The following is a 24427-nucleotide window of genomic DNA, read 5'->3' on the forward strand; positions in this document are numbered from 1 at the left end:
AAAGCATGGAAAAGATCAAAAAACACATGAACTCGGCTTTTGAATGGTTGAGTCGTTATATTTCTCCAAGTCTTTTGGCCGTTTTAGGGATTGGGTTAGTGACAAGCATTTTGTTATTTGTTTATCCGATTAATGGCTTGGGAGATAATGGCGAGTATTTTCGTGTGTTAAATTCAAATAGTCTTTATCGTGTCAATGGTGATAGCTACGACAATGTGGCCTATTTTGTTAAGGACTTTTCAATTATGCGTTATTTTAATGAAACAACGACGCACTTTGTTTCCACTCAACAATTTTTCATTACCGTTGCCATTTGGCTTAATAAACTTTTTTATAGTCAAACACTTTTCGATATTCGTTTCTTAGGTTTCGTTTATCTTAGTTGTTTTTTAGTGTCAATTTATATTCTGGTACGAGGCTTAACCGAAGGCGTATCTTTGAAAAAAAGTTATCTTATCTCTTTGTTGGTTATTTTCATCTTGGGGGATACCTCCTATACGATTTATTTTAATTCCTTTTATACAGAAGCGACGAGTTTTTTACTTTCTGTGAGTGTCTTAGCATTTTCAGTCTATTTTTATCGGGTGACGCAACCACGAACTTGGCTCAGAAGAATAATCTTAGTTATCTTGGCACAAGCAGTAGTACTTTTAATAGGAACAACACGCCAAGAATATTTGCTGATTATTGGCGTAATTATTGCTGGATTAGGATTTTTTGTCTACTTGTCACAACGTTATCAACGATTGTCAATGACGGCCTTTTTAATTGCGTTGATTGGTTTTACAACGTTAGCGGCTTTTATCGTTCCTAACGATATCTATGAACGTGATGTCTACCACAGCATGACGCGCGGTGTAATGAAGGATAGTAAGGTTCCGGATAAACGGATGTCAGAGGGCGGAATCAACCCGCAATATGGGTTGCAAAAGGGACGTTCCTACTTTGAAGAATACAGTCCCGTGTCACCAACTTCTGAACAAATGAAAAAAGATTTTTTTGATAAAACGAGTTTTGGATGGGTGTTATTGAATTATTTAAATTATCCATCTGAATTATGGCAAGGACTGAATTCAGCGGTCCCAAATGTTTACTTAGTAAAGCCTAATAATGTGGGGAATTTTGAGAAAACGACGGGGCGTGCACCGCTGGAACAATCTAAATTTTTTATGGTGTATAACCGTATTAAAGCCAGCTTTTTTCCTAAAAACTTTGCTTTCTATCTATTATTAGGCGTGATCCTGTTTGGTTTATATGGCGTTGGTTTATACAGAGGACTCAAGAGAAACGAACCCAGATTAGTTTTTCGCTTCTTTTTAATGACAGGAATTTATCTTAATTTATTAGTTGTTTTCATTTCAACAATTATTATTGATGGGGATAGTGACTTAGTACGTCATTTGTTTTTAGTCTCAGTATTTTTAGATTTTCTCTTGTTACAAATTGTTTCTGATGTTATTGGTAAACGAATGTGGCAAGATACAACACCACAAGTCATTGGGGAGGTAGAGGGAATTGAAAAATAAACAATATCTTATTGGCTGGGTGTGTTTCTTACTCTTTTTCGTTTTTTGTGGCTTTGCCAAACCGGCGCTGGCTGCACCAAGTAAACGTGTCTTACTTGTCTATGACAGCTTGAATATTGCTGGGAAAAAAGAAAATGATGTGGATGCTTTACAACGAGTGTTGACGAGTTTTGGAGTAGAAGTTCAGAGTGTGGCGGTGTCAGATTATGTGCCTGGCGAATTGCTAAATGATGGTTATGACAGTTTGATTTCTATGGTGAATTGGCCTGAACAAGCCGACGTTATTGCCTCTGATTTTCTAGCAGATCGAGTTCATTTTAAAGGCAAACGATTACACATTGGTCGAAACATGCGTGACGATGAAAAACAATATTTTAGCGGTACGTGGAAAGAATTAAGTCATCGTCAATATCGGTTAGAAGATGAAAAAAACCGCTTTTCTCAAGTATTGCCTTTTCAAGATCAATCAGTTGTGCTGGAAAATACGCAAGGTCAGACAGTTGGTCGATTAAAAACACAAGAATTAGCGCCAGAAGAATATCCATTTGGTGTAATTGAGAATGGGCATGCTTTTCTACCAATGTTTGAACGCAAAGGCGCTATTTTTTTAGAAAGCTTAGACGTAATTAGTCAATGGCTGGAAAGTGAAAAAATGTCACGACCGTTTTTAACGATTTCTGATTTTAACCCGTTAAGAGATATGTCTGTGGCAACCTATTTGCAAGAAGAATTAGTTAAAACCACGTATCCTTATATTTTATCCAGTACGAGCGTTTCACAAAACAATACGATTTTACCTTATAAATTATTTACGAACGCGTTACGTGCGTTTGCTTCGACGGGGGTTATTTTCTTAGAAACACCGGTCGTTAACAATGTTGATTTAAATGACCAACGTGCCTTGAAACAATTGATGGAGCAGCAGATTAGTTTATTGGTCGACAGACATGTTTATCCCGTAGGCATTTCTGCTCCAGGATATTGGAATCAAGATATTCAATACCAAGAGGATGGTCTAGCAATCAGTGATACAGTGATTCTAAGAGAAAATCCGCCGATTGAACGCGTTTTTTATCGAAACCAAACGGGAAAATCAATCACTTATAAGAATGCTTTGTTTGATCTACCGTATGATTATTTATCAGGGATTGAATGGACGGATAAAGATAATCCGAATGACTATCGATTTCCAATGCCGACCACCATTAGTTTTTCATTTCCAAATTCTAAAAAAGAAGTGGATCATCTAATTCAAGAAGTCAAGGAAGCACCAATAGTGTTTAGTGTTTCAGAAGCGGATCAACATTTCACTGTTCAAACACAAACGCAGAAAATCGAATTTCGGAATAATCGGTTCTTCTTAAATAATCAAATTGTCAATGGTTTGGCTGATACAGGGGCCTCAACAGTTGAAAAACAACGATTTACAGGGTTATTTTCATTCTTTTTCAGCATCACAAATAATATTTTGATTGGCGTTGTTACACTGACTTTAATCATCCTGATTATTTTGTTTATGATTGGACGAAAGAATTATCGGTCGAAATATATTAATAAGGAGGAAGACAAATGACCATTGCTGACATTGTAATGTTAACAGCAACTATCATTATTTGGAGTCTACTAATTGTAAATATTCTCTTAGTTATTTTTGGCTATGTTTATTATTTAAAAACAGATCCTGTCGCACCGCCACCTGTAGAGGACGAAGATGCACCGTTTGTTTCAATTATGGTGCCGGCCCATAATGAAGGAATTGTCATTGTGCGGACAGTTGAAGCGTTATTGAATTTTAATTATCCGCAAGATTGCTATGAAATTATTGTGATTAATGACAACTCAAGTGATAATAGTGCCGAGCTTTTAGCTAACGTCCAAAAAAAGGCGGTTAATCGAAATTTGCAGATTATTAATACAGACAATATAACAGGTGGTAAAGGTAAGTCTAATGCCTTAAACATTGGTTTCAAGCAAGCCAAGGGGGACGTGATTGCCATTTATGATGCGGACAATACACCTGAACCGAATGCACTCCGTTATTTAGTTGGAGAGTTAATCGCTAGTGAGGAATACGGCGCGGTTATTGGTAAATTTAGAACGAGAAATCGCAATGCAAGCTTGTTGACACGCTTTATTAATATCGAAACACTGGCCTTTCAATGGATGGCACAAGCCGGTCGTTTTCAATTATTTAAGTTATGCACGATTCCTGGCACAAATTTCATTGTTCGTCGCAGTATTATTGAAGCCATTGGCGGCTGGGATGACAAAGCGTTAGCCGAAGATACAGAAATCAGTTTCCGCATCTATATGATGGGCTATAAAATTAAGTTTCAACCAAAAGCAGTGACGTGGGAGCAAGAGCCACAAACTTTGTTAGTTTGGTTCCGACAACGGACGCGATGGGTCAAAGGCAATATTTATGTCATTGTTAAAAATGCTAAATTATTGTTTAATCCTAAAGCGAGTCGGATCCGTTTTGATATTTTATATTTCTTGTCCATTTATTTTCTCTTAATGACATCGCTCGTTTTGTCAGACATCATGTTAGTTTTATCAATGTCTGGTTACTTAACAACGACCCTGCAAGGATTTAGCAATTCCTTATGGTTGTTAGCGATTTTGTTATTTATTTTCAGTACTTTTGTCAGTATTACAACCGAAAAAGGCGAAATGACTTTAGAGAATATCTTAATTATTGCCTTGATGTATATTACATACAGTCAGATGTGGCTAGTAGTCGCCGCTTATGGCATGGTGATGTATATTAAAGAAAATGTTTTTCATAAACAAACACAAACAAAATGGTACAAAACTGAACGATTTAAATAAGGAGGAAACGTGCAATGAAACAAAAAACAGTCACTTTAATAGGGTTGTTCTTTCTGGCAATTCTGATTGGTGTCGCAAGTCCGACCGTATACGCCGAAAATAAAGAACAAGACAACCATACCTTTACACAACCTTTTCAAAATAAAACAATCTCTTTAACAGGTACTTCTGTCCGTAGCACCATGTATTTTACAAAAATTGATTATTGGAACGTTAAAAAAGCATCATTCAATATGACCTACCAAATCACACAATTAAAAAATAATCAGACCTCAGATTTAACTGTGGCGGTTAATGGTGTGAAGTTTTATTCTTGGCGTCCTGAAAATACGACTGGTATTCAACAAAAGACGATTGAAATCCCTTTGGAACTGATTAAAGAGACAAATACATTGACTGTTGAGGGCCAAATTATTAATCAGGCAGGAAACGACATGTATAATTTAATTGAAACTCCGGCAAATTGGTTAACGATGTATGAAGGATCTAACGTAAACTTCCAATACGATTTACAATTACCAGAGAATACAATTCATTCTTTTTATAATCATTTTGTGGGAGCAGACACGATTGCGAATAAACACAGTGTTATTTTGACACCAGAAAATGCATCGGAAAAAGAATTAGCTGCAGCGACCCATGCGTTAGCTGGCGCTGCTCGTTTGATTACTACTTCAGAAGAATTGTTGCCAATGGCTTCTTTGAACAAAGAACAGTCAGCACCCTATCAGTTGATTATTGCCAGCTATGATAAATTACCAGATCAGTATAAAAGTCAAATCGATAGCAAACGTGTGGAGGACCAGGCTGTCTTAAAATTTTTCAATCAACCAGATAAGCATGTTTTAGTAGCTACTTCTAAAGATGAGGACTTACTTGTTCGTGCGGGACGTTATTTAGCAAACTATGAATTAATGACCCAAACAGATAAAGAAGAGACAACAGTTGATGAGAATACCGATACGTTTAGTTCAACTTTAGAATTTGATGGAAATTATCCATTAACCTCAACGGGGGACAAACTAGAAGGAGCCTATCACCAAGAACAAACGTACTTTGTCAATTTACCAGTGGATCGAAACAATGCCAATGGAAGTCGCGTGAAATTACATTTTAAATATGCTGAAAACTTAGATTTTGATTCTTCTTTAGTGACGGTCTATGCCAATGATAAACCAATTGGCAGCAAGAAATTAACCGCTGCTCGTGCGAACGGTGATGAATTAAATCTCGAATTTCCAAAGAACTTAGAAATTGCTGATAGTTTTGTTTTAAAAGTTGCTTTTGATTTGAACGTTAAATCACCAGAAGTTTTACGAAATGGTCAGACTCCATGGGCCTTTATTGAAAATAATTCGAATGCGTTTATTCAAACAGAAGAACTGAATGACATATTATTTAACAACTATCCGAACATTTTTATCAGAAGCCGTTCTTTTGCTGATTTAGCGATTTTATTACCAGAAAAAATGGACGACAACTATTTTAAAGTGTTGACTAATTTATTTAACTTAATTGGTAATTATGCTGAAAGTAATGTCGGTGAGATTACGTATTATAAAAAAGCGCCTAAAAATGCGGCATTAGAAAATCATAACTTGATTATTTTTGGTACGCCTAAGGATAATCCGATGATTCGTAAGTTAAACGATCAGTTATATTTCCATTATGATAAGGACTTCACACGTTTTGTTTCAAACGAGAAACTGAGTATCGAAAAAGATTATGGTAAACAAATCGGTACGGCGCAGCTAATGTTTTCTCCATATAATGCGAAAGCCGCGGCGTTAATCTTAACGGGAGCTAAATCACAAGGTGTCTTTTTAGCCTCTACACAAGTGAATACAGAGAAGAATACTTCTATGTACAAAGGAGATGCCATTGTGGTCGATCCGAACTATCGTCGCTATGATTATCGTTTCAAAAAACGTGTAAGCAACGTTAGCAACGAATCATTAGGTAAACGAATTGTCAATAATCATAAATTAATGATTTATCTATTTGTCTTCTTAATTGGTATGACCATTATTGGATTAAGTGCGTTCTTCATCGTGAAGAAGAATTTGAAAGGTGGGGAATAGAGTGAATCAAAAACGAGTGACCTTACTTTTGGATTTAACTTTGTTGGCAGGAATTGTTTTGGTTGTCGGCACAACCATCTTTATGGCCTTAGGAACGAATGATTTCTTTGTGGACTTAAGTTGTCTATTAATTTCAGTTATCTTAATTATTGTTACCTATTTTGTAGGAATTACAGCGGGGTTAACATTTTCGCTTATATTTATTTTTCTACAATTGACTTATGTTGTATATCAGTATGTCTATCATGATTTGTTTAGCTATGGCTCATTATTTTGGCTAATCATGCCGCCGCTCTACTGTTTAACAATCTATGCTGTGACTTATCAAATTCGTACGATTGAAGAAGAAAATATTCGCTTACGTAAAGAAACTTCTCAGTTAAATGCGTTAGATGCAGTAACTAATTTAAGAACAGCAAAAATGTACGAGGAAGGATTCGATTTATTTTCTGATATTTCTACACGTTATGAAGCGCCGTTATATTTAGTCGTGATCCGAGTGGCCTATTGGGAAAGTATTCGTAACTTATTAAGTCCTGAACAAAAAAATGAATTGCTACAAATCGTGACAGCGGCGATTAAGGAGACAACGGATGATCGCTTCTTACCATACTTTATCGACGGCACACCGCCAACTTGGGCGTTATTAATTTTCCGCGATGGGGATGACGGATACACTACTAGAAAAGAATTCAAACAACAAGCTCAAGAGAAATTTGCCCATTCTGAAACCTTAAGGAATATTACTTTGACATTACAAGTTTCCTATACCAAATATGATCCTGCCGAATTTAACAACGCTTCAGAATTTTTAGGGGATGGAATTAATTCTCTTCAATATGATGTTTAAAAAGGAGGCAAACAAATGACTGAAAAAATTGCTGTTTTTACAGGAAATTTAGCAGAGGCCAGTGTGTTAAATGAGACGCAGCCATTATCAATGCGATTACATTTAGAAAATATTCAAGCAGAAAGTGATCCAGAATCTATTGTGCCCTTATTTTCTCATGGGGTAATTTTAAACATACTTGTTGAACAGTTAGAGGAAAGTATCCCACTGTCTCACTTGAAAAAAGGGACCAAAGTCCGTTTCACAGTCGTGGGCTTGCCACCGATGACTATGTCGATTCCACCGCATGTTGGTGGGCAAGCGATTGAATTGATAGAAGAAATCTAAAAAGCTTCTGCATTAGCTATGATTATTAGCTAATGCAGAAGCTTTTTTATTAATGACTTTAGTCAGTCGAAATCTCTAAAGAGATTTCGACAAAAAAACCACGCGTACTGCGCGTGGAGGCCAGAGCTTTAGCGATAAAAACTCCTTTCGATATAATAGATAAAGGCTACCAACCGTTATCAAATCGAAAGGAGTTTTTGAATGTCGAACGACGATAAAAGTTTAGCACATACTCGTTGGAATTGTAAGTATCATCTTGTGTTTACACCAAAATATAGAAGAAAAGTAATCTATGGTCAATTGAGGCGAGATATAGGGAAAATACTAAGGAAATTGTGTGAGATGAAAGAAGTCGAAATCATTGAAGCGCATGCAATGCCCGACCATATCCATATGTTGGTAAGAATTCCGCCGAAGTTGAGTGTATCAGGTTTTATGGGTTTCTTAAAAGGAAGAAGTGCAGTAATCATTCATGAACGTCATGCGAATTTAAAATACAATTATGGAAATCGATCCTTTTGGTCAAAAGGCTATTATGTGAGCACTGTAGGATTGAACCAAAAAACGATAGCTAAGTATATACGAGAACAAGAAGCAGAAGATCGAGTAAGGGATAGTATAAACAAAAGAGAGTATAAAGATCCATTTAGGAAGTAACAACTAGATAAGAATAGAATGGTAGCGGTTGGCAGTCTCTAAAAAAAGCTCCCTTAAAGGGAGCAGCAGGTAGCGAGCCCTTCTAGGGCTATTAAAAAGCCACCCGCTATGCGGGTGGATATTTACTCAAAGGTCATTCTTTCAATTCGATCGAACGCTTCCTTTAATAAATCTAAATTTTGTGTTGCGGCTAAACGAATGTACTCATCGCCCGTTGTTTCACCAAATGCTTTTCCAGGAATCACTAATACCTGTGTCTCTTTTAAAAGCTTTTCCACAAAAGGAACGGAAGTTAGTCCAGTTTTTTGAATATTAATGAAGGCGTAAATACTTCCTTTGACTGGATGAAGCGAAAGGAAAGGGATCTTTGCTACTCGTTGGGCCACATACTCTAAACGTGTTTGGAACACTTCAACGATTGGGTCTACAAATTCGTCAAAATGTTGTAACGCATAGATTCCTGCTTGCTGTGACAACGTAGGCGCAGAATACGTAACGCCTTCATTAATTAATTTGGCTACTTCGTTAATATAGTCTGGGGCAATCATATAACCAATACGCCAACCAGTCATTGCAAAGGCTTTTGAAAAGCTACCAAAAGTGATAGTATTTTCTGGAGCAAACGTAGCCATGGGAGTAAACGTTTCTTGGAAACAAAAGGCTTCATAAACTTCATCTGAAAGAATGTATAAGTTGTGTTCAATCGCTACCTGTGCAATTTCTCTGAAAGTTTCTTCAGAGAAAACAGCGCCTGTCGGGTTATTCGGTGAATTAAGAATAATCGCTTTGGTTTTAGGCGTGATTTTTTCTTTCAAAAGAGCTACATCAATTTGGAAACCATCTTCTTCATAGGTTGGTAAAAAGACCGGAACGCCATCTGCTAAAAGGACTTGGTCTTTATAAGGAGAGAAATAAGGTTCATGAATAATCACTTCATCTCCAGGATTTAGAATCACTTGTAAGGCAAGGTACATTCCGTGCAGAGCGCCAACTGTGGCCCGGACTTGATTCGGTTGAAAAGATAATTGATAATGTGACTGATAAAACTGAATGACCGCCTCAATGAATGCCTCGCTACCATCAGAAGCGGTATATTTTGTATGCCCATTTTTGGCATCGTTAGCTGCTTGTTCGATAATCCGCTCATCGGTAATTAAGTCAGGGTCACCAATCGATAAATCGATTAAATTTGGGGTCTTTTTCGCCAATGTTGCAATATCCATGAGTAAATTTTCAGTAGGTTGTTGGTAACGTGTTGCGATATTCTTGCGATCCATACCAGGTGCTCCTTTTTATAAAACTTTTCTTAGAAAATCTTGTGTTCTTGGGTTTTGTGGCGCATCAAAAATTTCTTCAGGTGTGCCTTCTTCTTGAATGATTCCTGCATCCATAAAAATGACACGGTCCGCGACTTCTTTTGCAAAGCCCATTTCGTGGGTAACCACCACCATTGTCATCCCTTCAATAGCTAAATTTTTCATAACGGATAGCACTTCGCCCACCATTTCAGGGTCTAAGGCAGAAGTTGGTTCATCGAACAGCATCACGTCAGGGCGCATGGCTAAAGCACGAGCAATCGCTACCCGTTGTTGTTGCCCACCAGAAAGTTGAGAGGGATAATTTTCTTTTTTATCTGATAAACCAACTTGTTCCAGTAAAGAAAGAGCATGTTCTGTGGCTTCAGAAGCGGCTTCTTTTTTTACTTTAACAGGACTAATCGTTAAGTTTTCCAAGACATTTTTATGCGGGAAAAGATTGAAATTTTGGAATACCATTCCCATTTTTTGACGAAGTTGATCAATGTTGGTATTTTTATCTAATAAATTTTTTCCTTCAAATTCAACGCTGCCACCAGTTGGTGTTTCTAATAAGTTCAGGCAACGTAAAAAAGTACTTTTACCACTACCAGAAGGGCCAATAATTACGACAACTTCACCAGCTTCAATTTCTAAGTCAATTCCTTTAAGTACTTCATTTTTTCCGAATGTTTTCTGTAATTTTTTAATGTTAATCACTAGTACTCATTCTCCTTTCAGCAACACCTAATAGACGTGAGATAGTAAAGGTTAGGACGAAATAAATTAACGATACAATTAAGTAAGGTAAGAAGGGTTTAAAACTTGCTCCTTGAACGTTGCCAGCTTGGAAAATTAGTTCTGAAACACCAATGACTGAAACAACGGAAGATTCTTTAATTACTGTAACAAATTCATTGCCTAACGCTGGTAAAATATTTTTAATAGCTTGTGGGAAAATGATGTATCGCATTGCTTGGTTTTGATTCATTCCCAAAGAACGAGCAGCTTCCAATTGTCCTTTATTAACTGCCTGAATACCAGCACGAATAATTTCTGCTACATATGCACCACTGTTTAAAGAAAGGGCAATACAACCAGCTGCTACTTTTGATAAGTCTAAACCAAGAACGCCTGTCCCGAAATAGACAATAAAAATTTGAACAAGCAAAGGAGTGCCACGAACATATTCAATATAAGCAATGGCAATGCCACGTAAAATTTTGGAATTGGCTAACTTCATTAAGGCAAGTAATGCCCCTAAAATGGCACCAAACAAAACACCAATGAAAGCTAGGAAAATGGTATAGCCTGCACCGTTAAGATAGAACTTTCCATACTTTTGTAAAAAGCTTTGATCTTTTTGGAACATTAATTGATTGGCTTCTTTTTTATAACCGTCCATTAATTTTTGATCATTAATTTGTTTAATAGAGGCATTTACTTTCTCCGTCAAAACGGGCGCATCTTTAGGAAAAGCAACGGCAGTATCTTTTGAGCCTTTTTCAAAGGTAACATCAGCAAAAGCTAAATCCTCATTTTGAGAAACATAGGCTTCGCCAACCGGTTCTTCCATAACGACTGCATCTAATTTATTATTTTTTAGATTCATAATTAAATCTGGAATTTTTTGAAGAGAAGTAGGGACAGCACCGGTTAATTCGGTTTTAATTAATTCTTCTTGTGTCGTTTGCTTTTGGGCACCTGCACGAGCGCCTTCGAAATCTTTAGTGGAATGAAATTTATCTTTGTCTTCTTTCCGAACAATGACTCTTTGTTGAACGTTCATATATGGTTGAGAAAAAGCTACTTCTTTTAATCGTTCAGGCGTTGGCGACATGCCAGAGATGACCATGTCAATCTTGCCAGTTTTTAAGGCCCCTAACAGAGCATCGAAGCCTAGTTCTTCGATTTTTAATTTAACGCCTAAATCGTCAGCAATTTTTTGAGCAATAGAAATATCAAAACCGACAATTTTATCTTCACCATCTACTTTTGCATGAAATTCATAAGGGGCATAGTCTGCGGATAGGCCGACAACTAGTTCTCCCTTTTGGATGATTTTGTCATAGACTGGATCGTTTTCGGCTGCAAAAGTTTCTTTAATAGGTAATAATGAGAGCAACAAGAATAAAATTGGTAAAATCGTCTGTAGCCATTTTTTACATTTGGTCATTTGCGTAAACTCCTTTTTGTATTATTTTTATAAATATTCAAAAAAAGCGAATAAATGTATAAAAATTTATTGTGTTATGATGTGGTTTATCATATCATAGAATATGTAAAAGGAAAAGTAGTAGAGTTGAAAAAATACAACTTTTTCAAAAAAATTTTCAAAAGTCAAAAATGAAGGGGATTTTCAAGATGGAACAATCATTAATTGTGAGAGGGACACCACAAGAGTATCTTTGCGAAATTGGTTCGTGGGAATTATTAGAAGGACAACTATTATGCAGAAATATTCATCGTGTATTCATTTTACACGGGACTGAGTCATGGCAAGCGGCAAAACCGTATTTTCCGACGTTTCAAAAAGTAACAGCTGTTTTTGAAAACTATGGAGGTGTTTGTACAGATCAACGTGTGCAAGAGTTAGAAGTGCAAGTGCTGGACAATCATTTAGAGGCCATCGTCGCTGTTGGTGGAGGAAAAGTGGCCGACTTGGGCAAAGCCTTAGCACACAAAATGGCGTTACCGGTAATTATTTTGCCCACTTTAGCAGCTACTTGTGCACCGTGCACGCCATTGAGTGTAATGTATCGAGAAGATGGAGCAATGGAACGATATGACGTTTTTCCGCAAGCAAACGCTTTGGTGTTGGTAGAACCAAGAGTGTTATTACATTCGCCTCGGTCCTTAATGGTGGCAGGTATTGGGGATACATTAGCTAAATGGTACGAAGCAGATGCGATTATTTCGCAGTTAGATGTCCAAGTGTTACCTATTCAAGTTTCTCATTTTGCCGCGGAAAAATGTCGCGATATTTTGTTAAATGAAAGTATCAATGCTTTAAAAGCGATGGAAGAGCAACAATTAAATCAATCGTTTATTGATGTCATCGAAACGAATTTAATTATTGGTGGAATGGTGGGTGGCTTTGGCGATGATTATGGTCGGACAGCAGGTGCCCATTCCATTCATGATGCACTAACTTTGCTGCCAGCTAGCCATCGACAATTACATGGAAACAAAGTGGCGTATGGTGTGTTTGTTCAATTAGCCATTGAAGAAAAATGGCAAGAAATCGCTGAATTGATTCCTTTCTATCACCAACTAGGTTTGCCTATTTCTTTAAAAGAAATGGAGATGGACTTAACTGAAGCCGAGTATCAAGAAGTAGCAGAACGTGCTTGTATAGAAGGCGAAACGATTCATTATATGAAACAAAAAATTACCCCTGAAATTGTGAAAACAGCGATGCAAGATTTAGAAAAATATACAGCGACAAAATAAGTGCCAAACAGCAACTAGCTCATTTGAATTATTTGAACTAGTTGCTGTTTTTTAAGGACCCTTTTTTGAAAAAAGAAACCTTGAGAAATCCTTGCAAATTCAATAAAAAAAAAGTATGATGATGGGAGGACAAATTATAGTAGAAAGTAGGGAAATGAATGACGGAACCAGCCATTCGTTATCGTTTAATCAAAAAAGATAAACACACAGGTGCGCGTTTAGGTGAATTAATTACTCCTCACGGCACATTTCCAACACCAATGTTTATGCCGGTAGGTACACTTGCGACAGTTAAAACAATGTCACCAGAAGAATTAAAAGAAATGGGTGCCGGTGTTATTTTAAGTAATACTTACCATTTATGGTTACGCCCAGGTGAAGATTTAGTCGAAGAAGCAGGCGGTTTACACAAATTTATGAACTGGGATCAACCTATTTTAACTGATTCAGGTGGCTTCCAAGTCTTCTCATTAAGTGATATGCGGAAAATCGAAGAAGAAGGTGTGCATTTTAGAAATCATTTAAATGGTTCAAAAATGTTCCTTTCTCCAGAAAAAGCGATCAATATTCAAAATAAATTAGGATCAGATATTATGATGAGCTTTGATGAATGTCCACCATTTGATGAAAGCTATGAGTATGTCAAACGCTCGATTGAACGGACTTCTCGTTGGGCTGAGCGTGGCTTAAAAGCCCATGCGAATCCTGATAGACAGGGATTATTCGGTATTGTTCAAGGTGCGGGATTTGAAGATTTACGTCGTCAAAGTGCTAAAGATTTAGTGAGTATGGATTTTCCTGGCTATTCGATTGGTGGCTTATCTGTTGGTGAGTCTAAGGAAGAAATGAACCGAGTCTTAGACTTTACGACACCGTTAATTCCTGAAAATAAACCACGTTACTTAATGGGTGTGGGTGCCCCTGATTCATTAATTGATGGAGTGATTCGTGGGATTGACATGTTTGATTGTGTGTTACCAACACGTATTGCGCGCAATGGTACTTGTATGACTTCACAAGGTCGCTTGGTTGTTAAAAATGCCCAGTATGCAAGGGATTTTCGTCCGCTTGATGAGAAATGTGATTGTTATGTTTGTCGTAATTATACGCGGGCCTATATTCGTCATTTGATTAAATGTGATGAAACATTCGGAATCCGTTTAACATCGTATCATAATTTATACTTCTTGTTAGACTTAATGAAAAATGTCCGTCAAGCAATTATGGACGACAATTTATTAGAATTCCGACAAGCGTTTTTTGAAGAATATGGCTTTAATAAAGCGAATGCAAAAAGTTTCTAAAAATTAGAGGAAAAAACTAGTTCTTCAAGCATTTTTTTGATACAGTTAGTAGTGTGAATAATGCAGAGTGAGGTGAAACAAATGGGTGGCGGATTTACAATGATTTTTACATTAGTCCTTCTAGGAGGAATGATGTTTTTCATGACACGTTCTCAAAAGAAACAACAGCAAGAACGTCAAAAACAACTAAACGCAATGAAAACTGGCGATAGTGTTGTCACAATTGGTGGTTTACATGGTGTTTTAAGTGAAATCAACGAAAAAACAGTTTTAATCGATTGCGAAGGTATTGTCTTAGAATTTGACCGTGCAGCAATTCGAACTGTAACACCTGGAACTGCTGTTACAAATGATTCAGCAGTAACTAGTGTACCAGTCACAGAAGTTGAAGAGACAGTCACAGAAGAAGTAACTGAAGTTCCTGAAACATCAGATCCTTCAAAAGAAAAGAAAGACTAAACGAATCAACTGATTCATTTAATGGTTAAAGAGAGCGGAACAGGCTTTTCAAAGGCGAAACTGTGACCAGTAGTCACGCGAGAAAGCCAATAAGAAGAGATAATTCCTATTCCGCTCGTGTCGTTTATCTTAAAATGTAGGACTAGGAAGGTAGGTCATTTGGACTTACGTCCTAAGTCCTTTTTAACTATTAAGTTTACAAAAAAGGTTCCTTTTTATAGTGTTGGAAGATAGTTAAAAAGTGAGCAATCTTTCGCTTGGTTGGAAGGAGAAGAGCCCATGACAAAGGAAAAATTAAGTTGGTTACAACAAAAAATGCTCAATAAAAGTATTAAAAAGAAGTGCCAAAATTTTCGTGAACTAGGTTATTCTTCCATCAACGAAGAAGATTTATTGACTTATTTACTCACCTATCGTTGGAAAAAGCAAGCCCGTTTATCTGTCAAAGACTGTCGCAAAGACATTCAGAAGGTTAAGCCGAATGAATTTTTTGACTATCAACAATTATTGGCACAGACATCAAAAAATCCTTTAAGGGACTGGCATGATATTGAAGACTTATTCTAGAAAAAAAGAATAGGTCTTTTTTTTTGTGATAAAAAAATTTATAAATAGTTGTGAAAAATATCACAAAAACTATTTACAAGATTCATTTTATGTTGTATGATGTGAATGTGAAATAGTTAACAAAGTTTTTTTAAAATGAAACTCTTAGGAGGATGAACATGGTTAAAACAGTAAAAAAAGAAAAGACAGAAACAGTTGATGTTTCATCAATGATTGATGAATTAGCAACAAAAGCGAATGTCGCTTTAAAAGCAATGGAAGATTTTACACAAGAACAAGTAGATCACATTGTCCATCAAATGGCGATGGCGGCGTTAGACCAACATATGCCTTTAGCAAAAATGGCTGTCGAAGAAACTGGCCGTGGAATCTATGAAGATAAAGCAATCAAAAATATGTATGCATCTGAATACATTTGGAATAATATTAAACATGATAAAACAGTGGGTGTAATTAACAAAGACGAACAAACCGGCTTAATGGAAATTGCTGAGCCAGTTGGCGTGGTATGTGGGGTCACACCAACAACAAACCCAACGTCAACAACTATTTTTAAATCACTAATTGCCTTAAAAACAAGAAATCCAATTGTTTTTGCTTTCCATCCTAGCGCACAAAAATGTTCGGCAGAAGCGGCACGTATTGTACGGGATGCGGCGATTGCAGCAGGTGCACCAGAAAATTGTATTCAATGGATTGAACAACCATCGATTGATGCAACATCTGCTTTGATGAATCATCCAGGGATTGCCATTGTTTTAGCAACTGGTGGCGCAGGTATGGTAAAATCTGCATACTCAACAGGTAAACCAGCACTAGGCGTTGGTCCTGGGAACGTACCAGCTTATATTGAAAAAACAGCTAAAGTAAAACGTGCGGTTAATGATTTAATTGTTTCAAAATCATTTGATAATGGAATGATTTGTGCTTCTGAGCAAGCGGTCATTGTGGATAAAGAAATTTATGCTTCTGTCAAAGCTGAGTTTGAAGCACACAATGTTTACTTCGTGAAACCGAATGAATTACAAAAACTAGAAGATGCAGTGATGAATGAAGGCAAATACGCAGTAAATCCAGCGATTGTCGGTAACTCTGCAGAAAAAATTGCTGAATTAGCAGGAATTAGTGTACCAAAAGGCACAAAAATTTTAGTCGCTGAATTAGAAGGTGCAGGTCCAGAATATCCATTATCAAGAGAAAAATTATCGCCAGTTTTAGCAATGATGAAATCAAACAATGCAGAGCATGCTTTTGAACTATGTGAAGCGATGTTAAACTTAGGTGGTTTAGGACATACAGCAGTAATTCATACAGAAGATGAAGAGTTACAAGTTGCTTTTGGTTTACGTATGAAAGCTTGTCGTATTTTAGTGAATACTCCATCAGCAGAAGGCGGTATCGGTAACATTTATAACGAAATGATTCCATCCTTAACACTTGGTTGTGGTTCATACGGGAAAAACTCTGTTTCTAAAAACGTATCAGCCATTAACTTAATTAATATTAAAACGGTAGCGAAACGGAGAAATAATATGCAATGGTTTAAATTACCTCCAAAAATTTTCTTTGAAAAAAATTCTTTACAATATCTACAAAAAATGGAAAATGTTGAACGTGTCATGTTAGTTTGTGATCCAGGTATGGTTCAATTTGGCTATGCAGATATCGTACGTAAAGAGCTACAAAAACGTAAAAATGATGTGAAAATCGAAGTGTTTTCTGATGTTGAACCAAACCCATCAACAAATACTGTTTATGCAGGTACCAAAATGATGGTTGATTTCCAACCAGATACAGTGATTGCCTTGGGTGGCGGTTCTGCAATGGACGCGGCGAAAGGCATGTGGATGTTCTATGAACACCCAGATACGGAGTTCTTTGGTGCAAAACAAAAATTCTTAGATATCCGCAAACGGACATATAAAATTGCCAAACCAGAAAAAACACAATTTGTTTGTATCCCAACTACTTCAGGAACTGGTTCAGAAGTTACACCATTTGCCGTTATTACTGATAGTGAAACACACGTGAAATACCCGTTAGCAGACTATGCGTTAACACCAGATGTAGCGATTGTTGATCCACAGTTCGTAATGTCTGTGCCAGCTTCAGTCACTGCAGATACAGGTATGGATGTTTTAACACATGCTATTGAATCTTATGTTTCCGTGATGGCTTCAGATTACACACGTGGTTTAAGTTTACAAGCAATCAAGTTAGTTTTCGATCATTTAGAAAATTCAGTGAAACGTCCAGATATGGAATCTCGCGAAAAAATGCATAATGCATCAACCATGGCAGGGATGGCATTTGCCAATGCATTCTTAGGTATTTGTCACTCTATTGCTCATAAAATTGGTGGGGAATATGGCATTCCACATGGTCGTACAAATGCGATTTTATTACCACATATTATTCGTTACAATGCGAAAGATCCATCAAAACACGCAATGTTCCCTAAATATGATTACTTCCGCGCCGATACTGATTATGCAGACATTGCAAAATTCTTAGGCTTAAAAGGAAATACTACCGCAGAATTAGTAGAAGCTTTAGCAACAGCAGTAGCAGACTTAGGTAAATCAGTCGGAATTGACATGAACTTGAAAGCCCAAGGTGTCTCACAAGAAACATTAGACACAACGGTTGATCGTATGGCAGAACTTGCATATGAAGACCAATGTACAACTGCAAATCCGAAAGAACCATTAATTAGTGAACTAAAACAAATTATCTTAGATGCTTATGTAGGATAAAAGAACTCAAATAAAGAGACCAGAACATTAATGTTCTGGTCTCTTTAACGTTTTGCGAAAACAGTGCTGTCGATACCACGGTTATGACACCAATTAACTAAAACTGGATCGAGGATAAGTGCGGTACTCGTCAATTCTTCTGTCGTTTTTTTTCCTAAAAGAGTATAAAGCATTTTCACTTCTTCTTGCCATTGCTGTACAAGGGCTAAGGTATTTTCTAAACCATTTTTACTCATAAGGGAAGCTAAGATAGTCCCAGCAACTCCCATGCTTTTGGCACCTAAAGCGAGTCCTTTGACAATATCAAGAGAGTTACGCACACCGCCAGAGCCAAGAATAGTTAGTTTCTTTTGCCAATTTTGTGATTCCAGAAGAGAGATAACCGTTGATTGCCCCCAATCATCTAAGAAAGAAAGTTCGCGTTTTTTCCGCCGGGCATTTTCAATTTGTGTAAAACTCGTTCCGCCTTGGCCGCTCACATCCACTGCTTGAACGCCGATAGAGGTGAGTTTTTCTAAGGTTTCTTGGCTCATGCCAAAGCCAACCTCTTTGACAATGACAGGCACTTCAACGGCCTGTACGATAGCTTCAATCTTGGTTAGCCAATTAGTGAAATCACGATCTCCTTCAGGCATGACCAATTCTTGGGGCACATTTACATGGATTTGTAAGGCATTCGCTTGAAATAAATCAAGCGCTCGCTTTGCTTCTTCCACACCCAAACCTGCACCAATATTGGCAAAAATGAGTCCATCTGGGTTTTCTTTTCGCATAATTTGATACGTATCCGCTAAACTAGCATCTTTTAACGCTGCCGAGACAGATCCTGTCGCAACTAAAAGGCCAGTTTCTTTGGCAATAATGCCTAATTGCTGATTAATTTCTTTTGCACGCTGACTACCACCTGTCATTGCATTGACATAAAAAGGTTGGGGAAGCTGAAAAGAAAGAAACGAAGTGGAAATATCCACTTCGTTAACAGCGGATTCAGCAAACGATTGGTGAACAAAACGCACACGATCAAAGTCATTACTTTTTTCTTTGTGGAACGCTTTAGCTAATGATAGATGTTCATCTTTTCGATTCATGCTTCTCCTTACACTCCTTTTGACCATAGGTATAGACGTGAAGTGGCAGTGGGGTAATTCCGTCTTTTTCCCAAGCAGTCATTAATGGTAAAATCCCGGATTTTTGGCGGAAAATTACAATCCCACAATCGCCCCCGCCAGCGCCAGAAGATTTCGCAGCTCCTGTATAAGATTCAGCCAAATCACAAAGATTTTTCAAGGCTTCTGTTTCGATTACCACACCAGTCAGTGAAGATAATTCGGCGAGCAATTGGCGATTTTTAGTAATTTGTTTTTGAATAACAGAAATTTTTCCTGTGTTAAAGCCATTAATCATTGTTTCGACACAAAGCCGACTTTTCATTAAGAACTGCTCATAAGCCGCTTGTTTTTCTTCTTTTGATTGATGGACTCGATCAACTAAGTCTGAAGTGGACGCAGGGCTACCTGTCCAGCCAATTAGTAAACGTAGTTGTTTCGGTACTTTTAACGGAAAAATCATTAATTCAGGCCAGTCCATTGCTAACAAATCAGTTAATGTTTCAGTGGCTACTTTTTGATTGACCCAATCATGATCGAAGGTTGAAAAGGCAATCCAACCCCCGTAACAGCTGGCAGCGATATCTCCACAAGAACCATTTCCTTGAACGGCTAAGTGAGCTAATGCTGATAATTTGAAAATTTCCTCATTTTCCAAACCTAAATCATAAAAAATATTCAAGGCTTTGACAGTTCCAACGGTTACTGCACCGCTTGAACCAAGACCGTATTTTCGTCCATTTGAACTATCTAATTCACTCGTCACTTTTAAATGATAAAATGACAATTCTTTGTTTTGCTCTTGCGCATATTTTTCAGTTAGATGAATCGCCGCTAAAACATAATGAAAAGGATTTTCGCGAATATCTAATACAAGCTCACCATTTCGGCGTGTCCAACGAATAGGTAAAGAGCTGTATTGTGCAGATTGAATACTGCCTTCATCTGTTGTTTCTTCGACAGTTACAGTTACGAATTGATCCACAGCAACGATAATGGCAGGGTGGCCAGGTTCAACAACGGCATATTCTCCTGCAATAAATAACTTTCCTGGCGTAGTAACTTCAATCATGCTTATTTATCCATTCCTTTCGTTTCAAACAATTCAATTCCGGGACCAGCAAAAGCTGGGACTAACTGCTCTTTTGAAAAATGTTCACTTAAAAATGTTTTTAATGCTTCTAAGTTTTTCTTTTCGACTAAGACCTTGACATTCGGACCTGCATCCATTGTAAAGTAACAAGGAATTCCTTTGGCCCGTGCTTGGCGAACTAAAGCCATCGCTTGTAAACTGCCTGGGGACCAGTAAGTAAATGGAGGGACAGCGCCTAAGGTGGTTCCATGCATCCTTAACCCATTGGCTTCAATGATTTCTCCTAAACGAGGGAAGTCTTTTGTTTTAATTGCTTCATGAACTTGGGATAAATCTTTTTCCACATTGTCCAACCAACCTTGATAAAAGCTAGAAGTTTCTACTGTTCGTTTCATTCCATCACGGCTGGAAACATCTTTTTCGCCATCATTAATTAAGATAAAGAGCATGGCCAATTCGTTTTCCCAATTATTGGCTGGAATATTTTCAGCAAACGACGTTTCATCAGAGTGGCCTTTGTTCCATTGAGCAAAACCACCAAAAATACTACGACAAGCAGAACCTGAACCACGTCGCGCTAAACGTGATAAGTCTTTTGCTGAAAGATTTAATCCTAAGGCTACGTTACAGGCCCCTGCTAAAGCAGCTAGACCACTCGCTGAAGAAGCCAAACCAGCTGCAGTAGGCACAAAATTTTGACTTTCCACTTTTGCAAACCAAGTACAATCGGCTTGTTGACGAACAAGGTTCAAAAATTCTTTGACTTTTTTTGTTTGTTTTTCGTTTTGCAAGATACCATCTAAAATAAATACATCTTCTGAATAATGGGCATCAAATGTCACAGTTGTTTCTGTGTAAAAGGCATCTAATGTTAATGATAAACTACTATTCATTGGTAAAATGTATTCTTCATTGGCTTTTCCCCAATATTTAATCAGAGCAATATTTGTATGCGCTCGTGCTTTTCCTGAAAGCATTACTTTTTCACCTCTAATGATTGAATCCATGTAGCAACAGCTCCATTTTCTTCTAAAGTCTGTGCAATGGTTTGTGCGGTCTTTTTATTATCTGTTAAGGCAATCATACAGCCACCGCGACCGCCGCCGGTTAATTTTGCTCCTAGAGCGCCATGTTCTAAAGAGAGAGCCACTAGTCGATCCAGCATATCGTTGCTGACGGATAATTGCTGGAGTTGCTCTTGCGCTAACGTCATTAGCTGACCTAATTTTTGTTTATCATCTTGTAAAATCGCTTGCTTTGCTTCTTTAGTAAAAGAACCTAATTGTTTCATTGTTTCAGCGATTGCGGTGGGATTATTTTGAGCTAGCTGCGCAATGTCTTTCACGGCTTCACGTGTTTGACCTTTAATTCCCGTATCAGCTACTACTAAGTAGGCATTAGATAAATTCATCGAGAAATGTGTGGGCGGAAATCCTCTAGTAAAAAATAATGGATCAGCGCCGCTTGTTGCTGCGGCATCGATACCACTAGGATTGCCATGAGCAATTTTCTCACTTAAAGAAACAAGCTCAAACAATTCTTGATATGTATAAGCGTAATCAAAATAATCAAAAAGGCTTCGAACGATGGCCACAGCGGTTGCTGCGCTTGAACCCATTCCTCGTTCAGCGGGAATCGTACTTGTTAAGGTCAAAGTGCCTTTAACTGTATCTTCCTTTAAAAAATGTAAGGTTTGCTGAACAACTTCCTTGATATTTGCTAGCTCTTGGGGCACGTCTTCAAGCAATCCTGTAAAATATGCACAATCAATCTGCATAGTTTTTGCCGGGGTAAAGACGGCTGTGATTTCTGTCGCTTGAAAAGGAAAGGCGATTGCTGGTTCGCCGTAAACAACGGCGTGTTCCCCCATTAAAATGATTTTTCCCGTCGCTTGACCGAGGCCTTGTTTTTTTATATTCATTCACTGACATTCCTTTTGAGTAGAATCGAGTATAGGACAAAAGACGTTCTTGGATTAGAAGAACGTTTGTCATAATCTCTTCATGATTTATAGGAAATGATTCCAAAAGTTTCTCTTGTTCCAAAAAAAGAGATTGCTTAACCTAAGATAGTTTACCTAAAAATAAGGCACAAGTAAAATGGTTCCGTTGGTTTTTCCAAAAAATTAATAACAATTTAATAAGAAAGAACCGACAGAACCAGTTATTCGGCTATTTTTTTAAAATTTTCTTAGGTAATCACCAAACCAAGGGCACTTGCCAAATAAATGGCTTGTTCAGGGGTGACTTTAAGACCTGATAAATAGTTTGGTGAGAAAGTCAAGCGTTCAAAGGTGTTTTGGGAAAAATCCAATCCTTTTAAAGAAGTATTTAGCCAATTACTTTCGGTTAAATCGCAAGCTTCTAGAAGGAGTTTCTTCCAGGTGACCTCGAAAAATTCACTTTCGACTAAACGAGTCTGATTAAAGTGAACAAGATTAAAATTTGCAAAACGAAAAGAAGCATAATCGGCTTTGCAATCCTCAAACAGACAATCTTTTAAATAGCTATCTGCAAAATTCGTTCCTGTCAAATTGCAACGAAGGAAAGTCACTCGATGAAAACTGCCAGACAGCCATTCGACGTTAGAAAAATCGCAAGCTTCAAAACGCACATTACTACAATCAAAAGAAGCAAACTGGCCATTTGCTAATGAAAGATGATCGAAAACAGCATCCCGAAAGACTAAGTTACGAACTTCTTGATTCGGTAAATCAATCTGCTGATACAAATGATTTTCTAAGATTGCCTCATCTTCTAATTGACAGTTCGTTAATAGAGGAAGTTGTTCTGGTAGATTTGGTGGCAAGGGATAAGTTATTTTCATAAAATGCCTCTTTCTTCTTGTTGATTTTCAAAGGTTTCATCAATTGAGTAGGCCCGATTATAGAAACGTAGCGCAGTTGTGAAAACATAAGCGCCGGCAAAACCAAGTAAACTACCTAACACAATCCCGACTAATCGATAGTTTAAAAGATTACTAATGACTTGCTGTCGTGCAAGATTTGATAATAATAAGGACATCGGGGTAATAAAAAAGCTGGCAATCGCATAGTTTCTGTTAATGAATCCTTCAAAAGCTGCATATAGAATACTAATGATACCGATTGTTTGTAAAGGTGTAAAGGGAATCATTAATAAAATTGCAGAAAGCAACAAACCAAGACTCGTACCTAGAATCCGTTGAACATTTCGCTGCATCACAGAATGTAAATTTTCCCCTTGTAAAATGGCTGCGCAAGTAAACGTCATCCAATAAGCGTTGACTAAATGAAGCGATTGACTTAAATAAGCCGCTAAAAATAAAATGGCCGCATAATGCAAAGCATCTAATAAAGAAGCGGGATCAATATAAAGTCGTTCTTGAAGAGACATCCGTTTTTGAAAAACGTAGGGGCGCTTGTCGATGAAATGAAGCACAATGCCCATGATAATGCCGGTCACTACTCCTAAAAGAACAAAACTGGCCATGATGGGAATCTTATGTAAAGGAAAATTGTTGCTTGTTCCCATTGCGGTTGACATGATAACTAACAAAGCACCAGGCTTCTCAATGCCATACAATCTAAAAAGTAAGCGTGCAAAAAAAGCGACGATGGCAATTGTAATAGGAATCAACCAAGGTACATGGTGACTTAGCATTCCTAAGCTGTTGCCCAGAACAATAAAAAAGCCAACAATATTCAGTCTGCGCAATAATTGAGGCAAAGGAAGCGGCTGATAATAAATAAACGTATAAATGCCCATCGAGCCAAAGGTCCCAATGAGTAAATTATTGGAAAAATAACCAATTAATAATGGAATTGCCATACAAATTGCGACACCAACTAACCGAAATAATTCGTCATTTGCTTTATCAATAGCAAACAAATCCTTTAAAAACGTAGAATTTTTCATATTTTGTCACTCCTTTACTTCCTAATTTACCATAATGTTTAGAAAACTGACAAAAGAATTGCAATAAAAGACAGGAAGAAAAAGAGTGGTTTCTGATAGGAAGAGAAGAAAAATTAAAAAAAGTTAACATTTTGACTTGCAATTTTAATATGAAAAATGTAAGATATATTCCATAGCAATAAATAATTATTAAATTCTGATTTTTCAGAAAATACAGATTGTATT

General features: G+C 37.3%; 21 protein-coding genes. 12 read left to right on the top strand and 9 right to left on the bottom strand.

The genetic code is table 11. The annotated features are described in order from the left end of the window. The first annotated feature begins 5 nt into the window (after positions 1–5). From wsfD to tnpA, 7 genes are all read left to right on the top strand, one after another. A complete protein-coding gene (wsfD, locus tag IGJ41_RS03415) occupies positions 6–1526 on the top strand; it encodes a glycan biosynthesis hexose transferase WsfD (protein WP_153854263.1) in 1521 nt (506 codons plus the stop codon). Further along, entirely contained in the window at positions 1516–3099 is a 1584-nt protein-coding gene (locus IGJ41_RS03420) for a hypothetical protein (RefSeq protein ID WP_153854264.1), read from the top strand. The genes wsfD and IGJ41_RS03420 overlap by 11 nt, the downstream gene beginning before the upstream one ends. Continuing rightward, positions 3096–4358, top strand: coding sequence for a glycosyltransferase (locus IGJ41_RS03425; protein ID WP_438713883.1), 1263 nt, complete (start codon positions 3096–3098; stop codon positions 4356–4358). Before IGJ41_RS03420 ends, IGJ41_RS03425 begins: the two co-directional genes overlap by 4 nt. A 14-nt stretch (positions 4359–4372) precedes the next feature. Beyond that, the gene (locus IGJ41_RS03430) at positions 4373–6439 is read left to right on the top strand and encodes a cellulose biosynthesis cyclic di-GMP-binding regulatory protein BcsB (RefSeq protein WP_153854265.1); all 2067 of its coding nucleotides are present in this window, start codon (positions 4373–4375) and stop codon (positions 6437–6439) included. After that, positions 6429–7289, top strand: coding sequence for a hypothetical protein (locus IGJ41_RS03435; protein ID WP_002419369.1), 861 nt, complete (start codon positions 6429–6431; stop codon positions 7287–7289). The genes IGJ41_RS03430 and IGJ41_RS03435 overlap by 11 nt, the downstream gene beginning before the upstream one ends. A 15-nt stretch (positions 7290–7304) precedes the next feature. Then, entirely contained in the window at positions 7305–7616 is a 312-nt protein-coding gene (locus IGJ41_RS03440) for a hypothetical protein (protein WP_010710758.1), read from the top strand. 201 nt (positions 7617–7817) lie between these two features. Beyond that, entirely contained in the window at positions 7818–8273 is a 456-nt protein-coding gene (gene tnpA, locus IGJ41_RS03445; protein WP_002411089.1) for an IS200/IS605 family transposase, read from the top strand. Positions 8274–8395: 122 nt separating this feature from the next. Here the strand turns inward: tnpA and IGJ41_RS03450 are convergent, their stop codons facing one another. From IGJ41_RS03450 to IGJ41_RS03460, 3 genes are read right to left on the bottom strand one after another with little or no spacing between them, the layout of a single operon-like run. Next, positions 8396–9550, bottom strand: coding sequence for a pyridoxal phosphate-dependent aminotransferase (locus IGJ41_RS03450; RefSeq protein ID WP_002355768.1), 1155 nt, complete (start codon positions 9548–9550; stop codon positions 8396–8398). Positions 9551–9565: 15 nt separating this feature from the next. Beyond that, positions 9566–10288, bottom strand: coding sequence for an amino acid ABC transporter ATP-binding protein (locus IGJ41_RS03455; RefSeq protein ID WP_010710757.1), 723 nt, complete (start codon positions 10286–10288; stop codon positions 9566–9568). Next, positions 10281–11744, bottom strand: a complete 1464-nt coding sequence (locus IGJ41_RS03460) for an ABC transporter substrate-binding protein/permease (protein WP_438713886.1) — start codon at positions 11742–11744, stop codon at positions 10281–10283. The genes IGJ41_RS03455 and IGJ41_RS03460 overlap by 8 nt, the downstream gene beginning before the upstream one ends. A 170-nt stretch (positions 11745–11914) precedes the next feature. Between IGJ41_RS03460 and IGJ41_RS03465 the strand changes: the two genes are divergently transcribed. From IGJ41_RS03465 to adhE, 5 genes are all read left to right on the top strand, one after another. Beyond that, a complete protein-coding gene (locus IGJ41_RS03465) occupies positions 11915–13021 on the top strand; it encodes an iron-containing alcohol dehydrogenase family protein (protein WP_173963823.1) in 1107 nt (368 codons plus the stop codon). Positions 13022–13179: 158 nt separating this feature from the next. After that, on the top strand, positions 13180–14325 hold the full coding sequence (tgt, locus tag IGJ41_RS03470; RefSeq protein WP_002355772.1) for a tRNA guanosine(34) transglycosylase Tgt: 1146 nt from the start codon (positions 13180–13182) through the stop codon (positions 14323–14325). A 60-nt stretch (positions 14326–14385) separates the two neighbouring features. Next, complete coding sequence (gene yajC / locus IGJ41_RS03475; RefSeq protein WP_002383336.1) at positions 14386–14784, top strand: preprotein translocase subunit YajC; 399 nt, start codon at positions 14386–14388, stop codon at positions 14782–14784. A gap of 261 nt (positions 14785–15045) precedes the next feature. Further along, positions 15046–15351: a post-transcriptional regulator gene (locus IGJ41_RS03480; protein WP_002364719.1), complete on the top strand. Its 306-nt coding sequence runs from the start codon at positions 15046–15048 to the stop codon at positions 15349–15351. A 158-nt stretch (positions 15352–15509) separates the two neighbouring features. Further along, the gene (gene adhE / locus IGJ41_RS03485) at positions 15510–18107 is read left to right on the top strand and encodes a bifunctional acetaldehyde-CoA/alcohol dehydrogenase (RefSeq protein ID WP_002388933.1); all 2598 of its coding nucleotides are present in this window, start codon (positions 15510–15512) and stop codon (positions 18105–18107) included. 44 nt (positions 18108–18151) lie between these two features. Here the strand turns inward: adhE and fni are convergent, their stop codons facing one another. From fni to IGJ41_RS03515, 6 genes are all read right to left on the bottom strand, one after another. Continuing rightward, on the bottom strand, positions 18152–19195 hold the full coding sequence (fni, locus tag IGJ41_RS03490; RefSeq protein WP_002403711.1) for a type 2 isopentenyl-diphosphate Delta-isomerase: 1044 nt from the start codon (positions 19193–19195) through the stop codon (positions 18152–18154). Then, positions 19179–20285, bottom strand: a complete 1107-nt coding sequence (locus IGJ41_RS03495) for a phosphomevalonate kinase (protein ID WP_002355777.1) — start codon at positions 20283–20285, stop codon at positions 19179–19181. Before IGJ41_RS03495 ends, fni begins: the two co-directional genes overlap by 17 nt. A 2-nt stretch (positions 20286–20287) precedes the next feature. Continuing rightward, positions 20288–21283 carry a diphosphomevalonate decarboxylase gene (gene mvaD / locus IGJ41_RS03500; RefSeq protein WP_002355778.1) on the bottom strand — a complete coding sequence of 332 codons (996 nt, stop codon included), beginning with the start codon at positions 21281–21283 and terminating at the stop codon, positions 20288–20290. Further along, on the bottom strand, positions 21283–22227 hold the full coding sequence (mvk, locus tag IGJ41_RS03505) for a mevalonate kinase (protein WP_002383342.1): 945 nt from the start codon (positions 22225–22227) through the stop codon (positions 21283–21285). The genes mvaD and mvk overlap by 1 nt, the downstream gene beginning before the upstream one ends. A gap of 269 nt (positions 22228–22496) precedes the next feature. After that, positions 22497–23132, bottom strand: a complete 636-nt coding sequence (locus tag IGJ41_RS03510; protein ID WP_002355781.1) for a pentapeptide repeat-containing protein — start codon at positions 23130–23132, stop codon at positions 22497–22499. Beyond that, positions 23129–24202 (bottom strand): FUSC family protein, encoded by a 1074-nt coding sequence (locus IGJ41_RS03515; RefSeq protein ID WP_438713889.1) that lies wholly within the window; start codon positions 24200–24202, stop codon positions 23129–23131. Before IGJ41_RS03515 ends, IGJ41_RS03510 begins: the two co-directional genes overlap by 4 nt. Positions 24203–24427 lie beyond the last annotated feature (225 nt).

The sequence above is a fragment of the Enterococcus sp. DIV1537a genome, assembly GCF_051712085.1.
Classification (GTDB): Bacteria; Bacillota; Bacilli; order Lactobacillales; family Enterococcaceae; genus Enterococcus; species Enterococcus faecalis.

Coding starts and splice junctions, on each gene's coding strand:
- IGJ41_RS03460 (WP_438713886.1), bottom strand. CDS start 11,744: ATGACCAAATGTAAAAAATGGCTACAGACGATTTTACCAATTTTATTC.
- mvaD (WP_002355778.1), bottom strand. CDS start 21,283: ATGCTTTCAGGAAAAGCACGAGCGCATACAAATATTGCTCTGATTAAA.
- mvk (WP_002383342.1), bottom strand. CDS start 22,227: ATGAATATAAAAAAACAAGGCCTCGGTCAAGCGACGGGAAAAATCATT.
- IGJ41_RS03425 (WP_438713883.1), top strand. CDS start 3,096: ATGACCATTGCTGACATTGTAATGTTAACAGCAACTATCATTATTTGG.
- tgt (WP_002355772.1), top strand. CDS start 13,180: ATGACGGAACCAGCCATTCGTTATCGTTTAATCAAAAAAGATAAACAC.
- IGJ41_RS03430 (WP_153854265.1), top strand. CDS start 4,373: ATGAAACAAAAAACAGTCACTTTAATAGGGTTGTTCTTTCTGGCAATT.
- wsfD (WP_153854263.1), top strand. CDS start 6: ATGGAAAAGATCAAAAAACACATGAACTCGGCTTTTGAATGGTTGAGT.
- IGJ41_RS03515 (WP_438713889.1), bottom strand. CDS start 24,202: ATGAAAAATTCTACGTTTTTAAAGGATTTGTTTGCTATTGATAAAGCA.
- tnpA (WP_002411089.1), top strand. CDS start 7,818: ATGTCGAACGACGATAAAAGTTTAGCACATACTCGTTGGAATTGTAAG.
- IGJ41_RS03510 (WP_002355781.1), bottom strand. CDS start 23,132: ATGAAAATAACTTATCCCTTGCCACCAAATCTACCAGAACAACTTCCT.
- IGJ41_RS03465 (WP_173963823.1), top strand. CDS start 11,915: ATGAAGGGGATTTTCAAGATGGAACAATCATTAATTGTGAGAGGGACA.
- IGJ41_RS03450 (WP_002355768.1), bottom strand. CDS start 9,550: ATGGATCGCAAGAATATCGCAACACGTTACCAACAACCTACTGAAAAT.
- IGJ41_RS03495 (WP_002355777.1), bottom strand. CDS start 20,285: ATGATTGAAGTTACTACGCCAGGAAAGTTATTTATTGCAGGAGAATAT.
- fni (WP_002403711.1), bottom strand. CDS start 19,195: ATGAATCGAAAAGATGAACATCTATCATTAGCTAAAGCGTTCCACAAA.
- IGJ41_RS03440 (WP_010710758.1), top strand. CDS start 7,305: ATGACTGAAAAAATTGCTGTTTTTACAGGAAATTTAGCAGAGGCCAGT.
- yajC (WP_002383336.1), top strand. CDS start 14,386: ATGCAGAGTGAGGTGAAACAAATGGGTGGCGGATTTACAATGATTTTT.
- adhE (WP_002388933.1), top strand. CDS start 15,510: ATGGTTAAAACAGTAAAAAAAGAAAAGACAGAAACAGTTGATGTTTCA.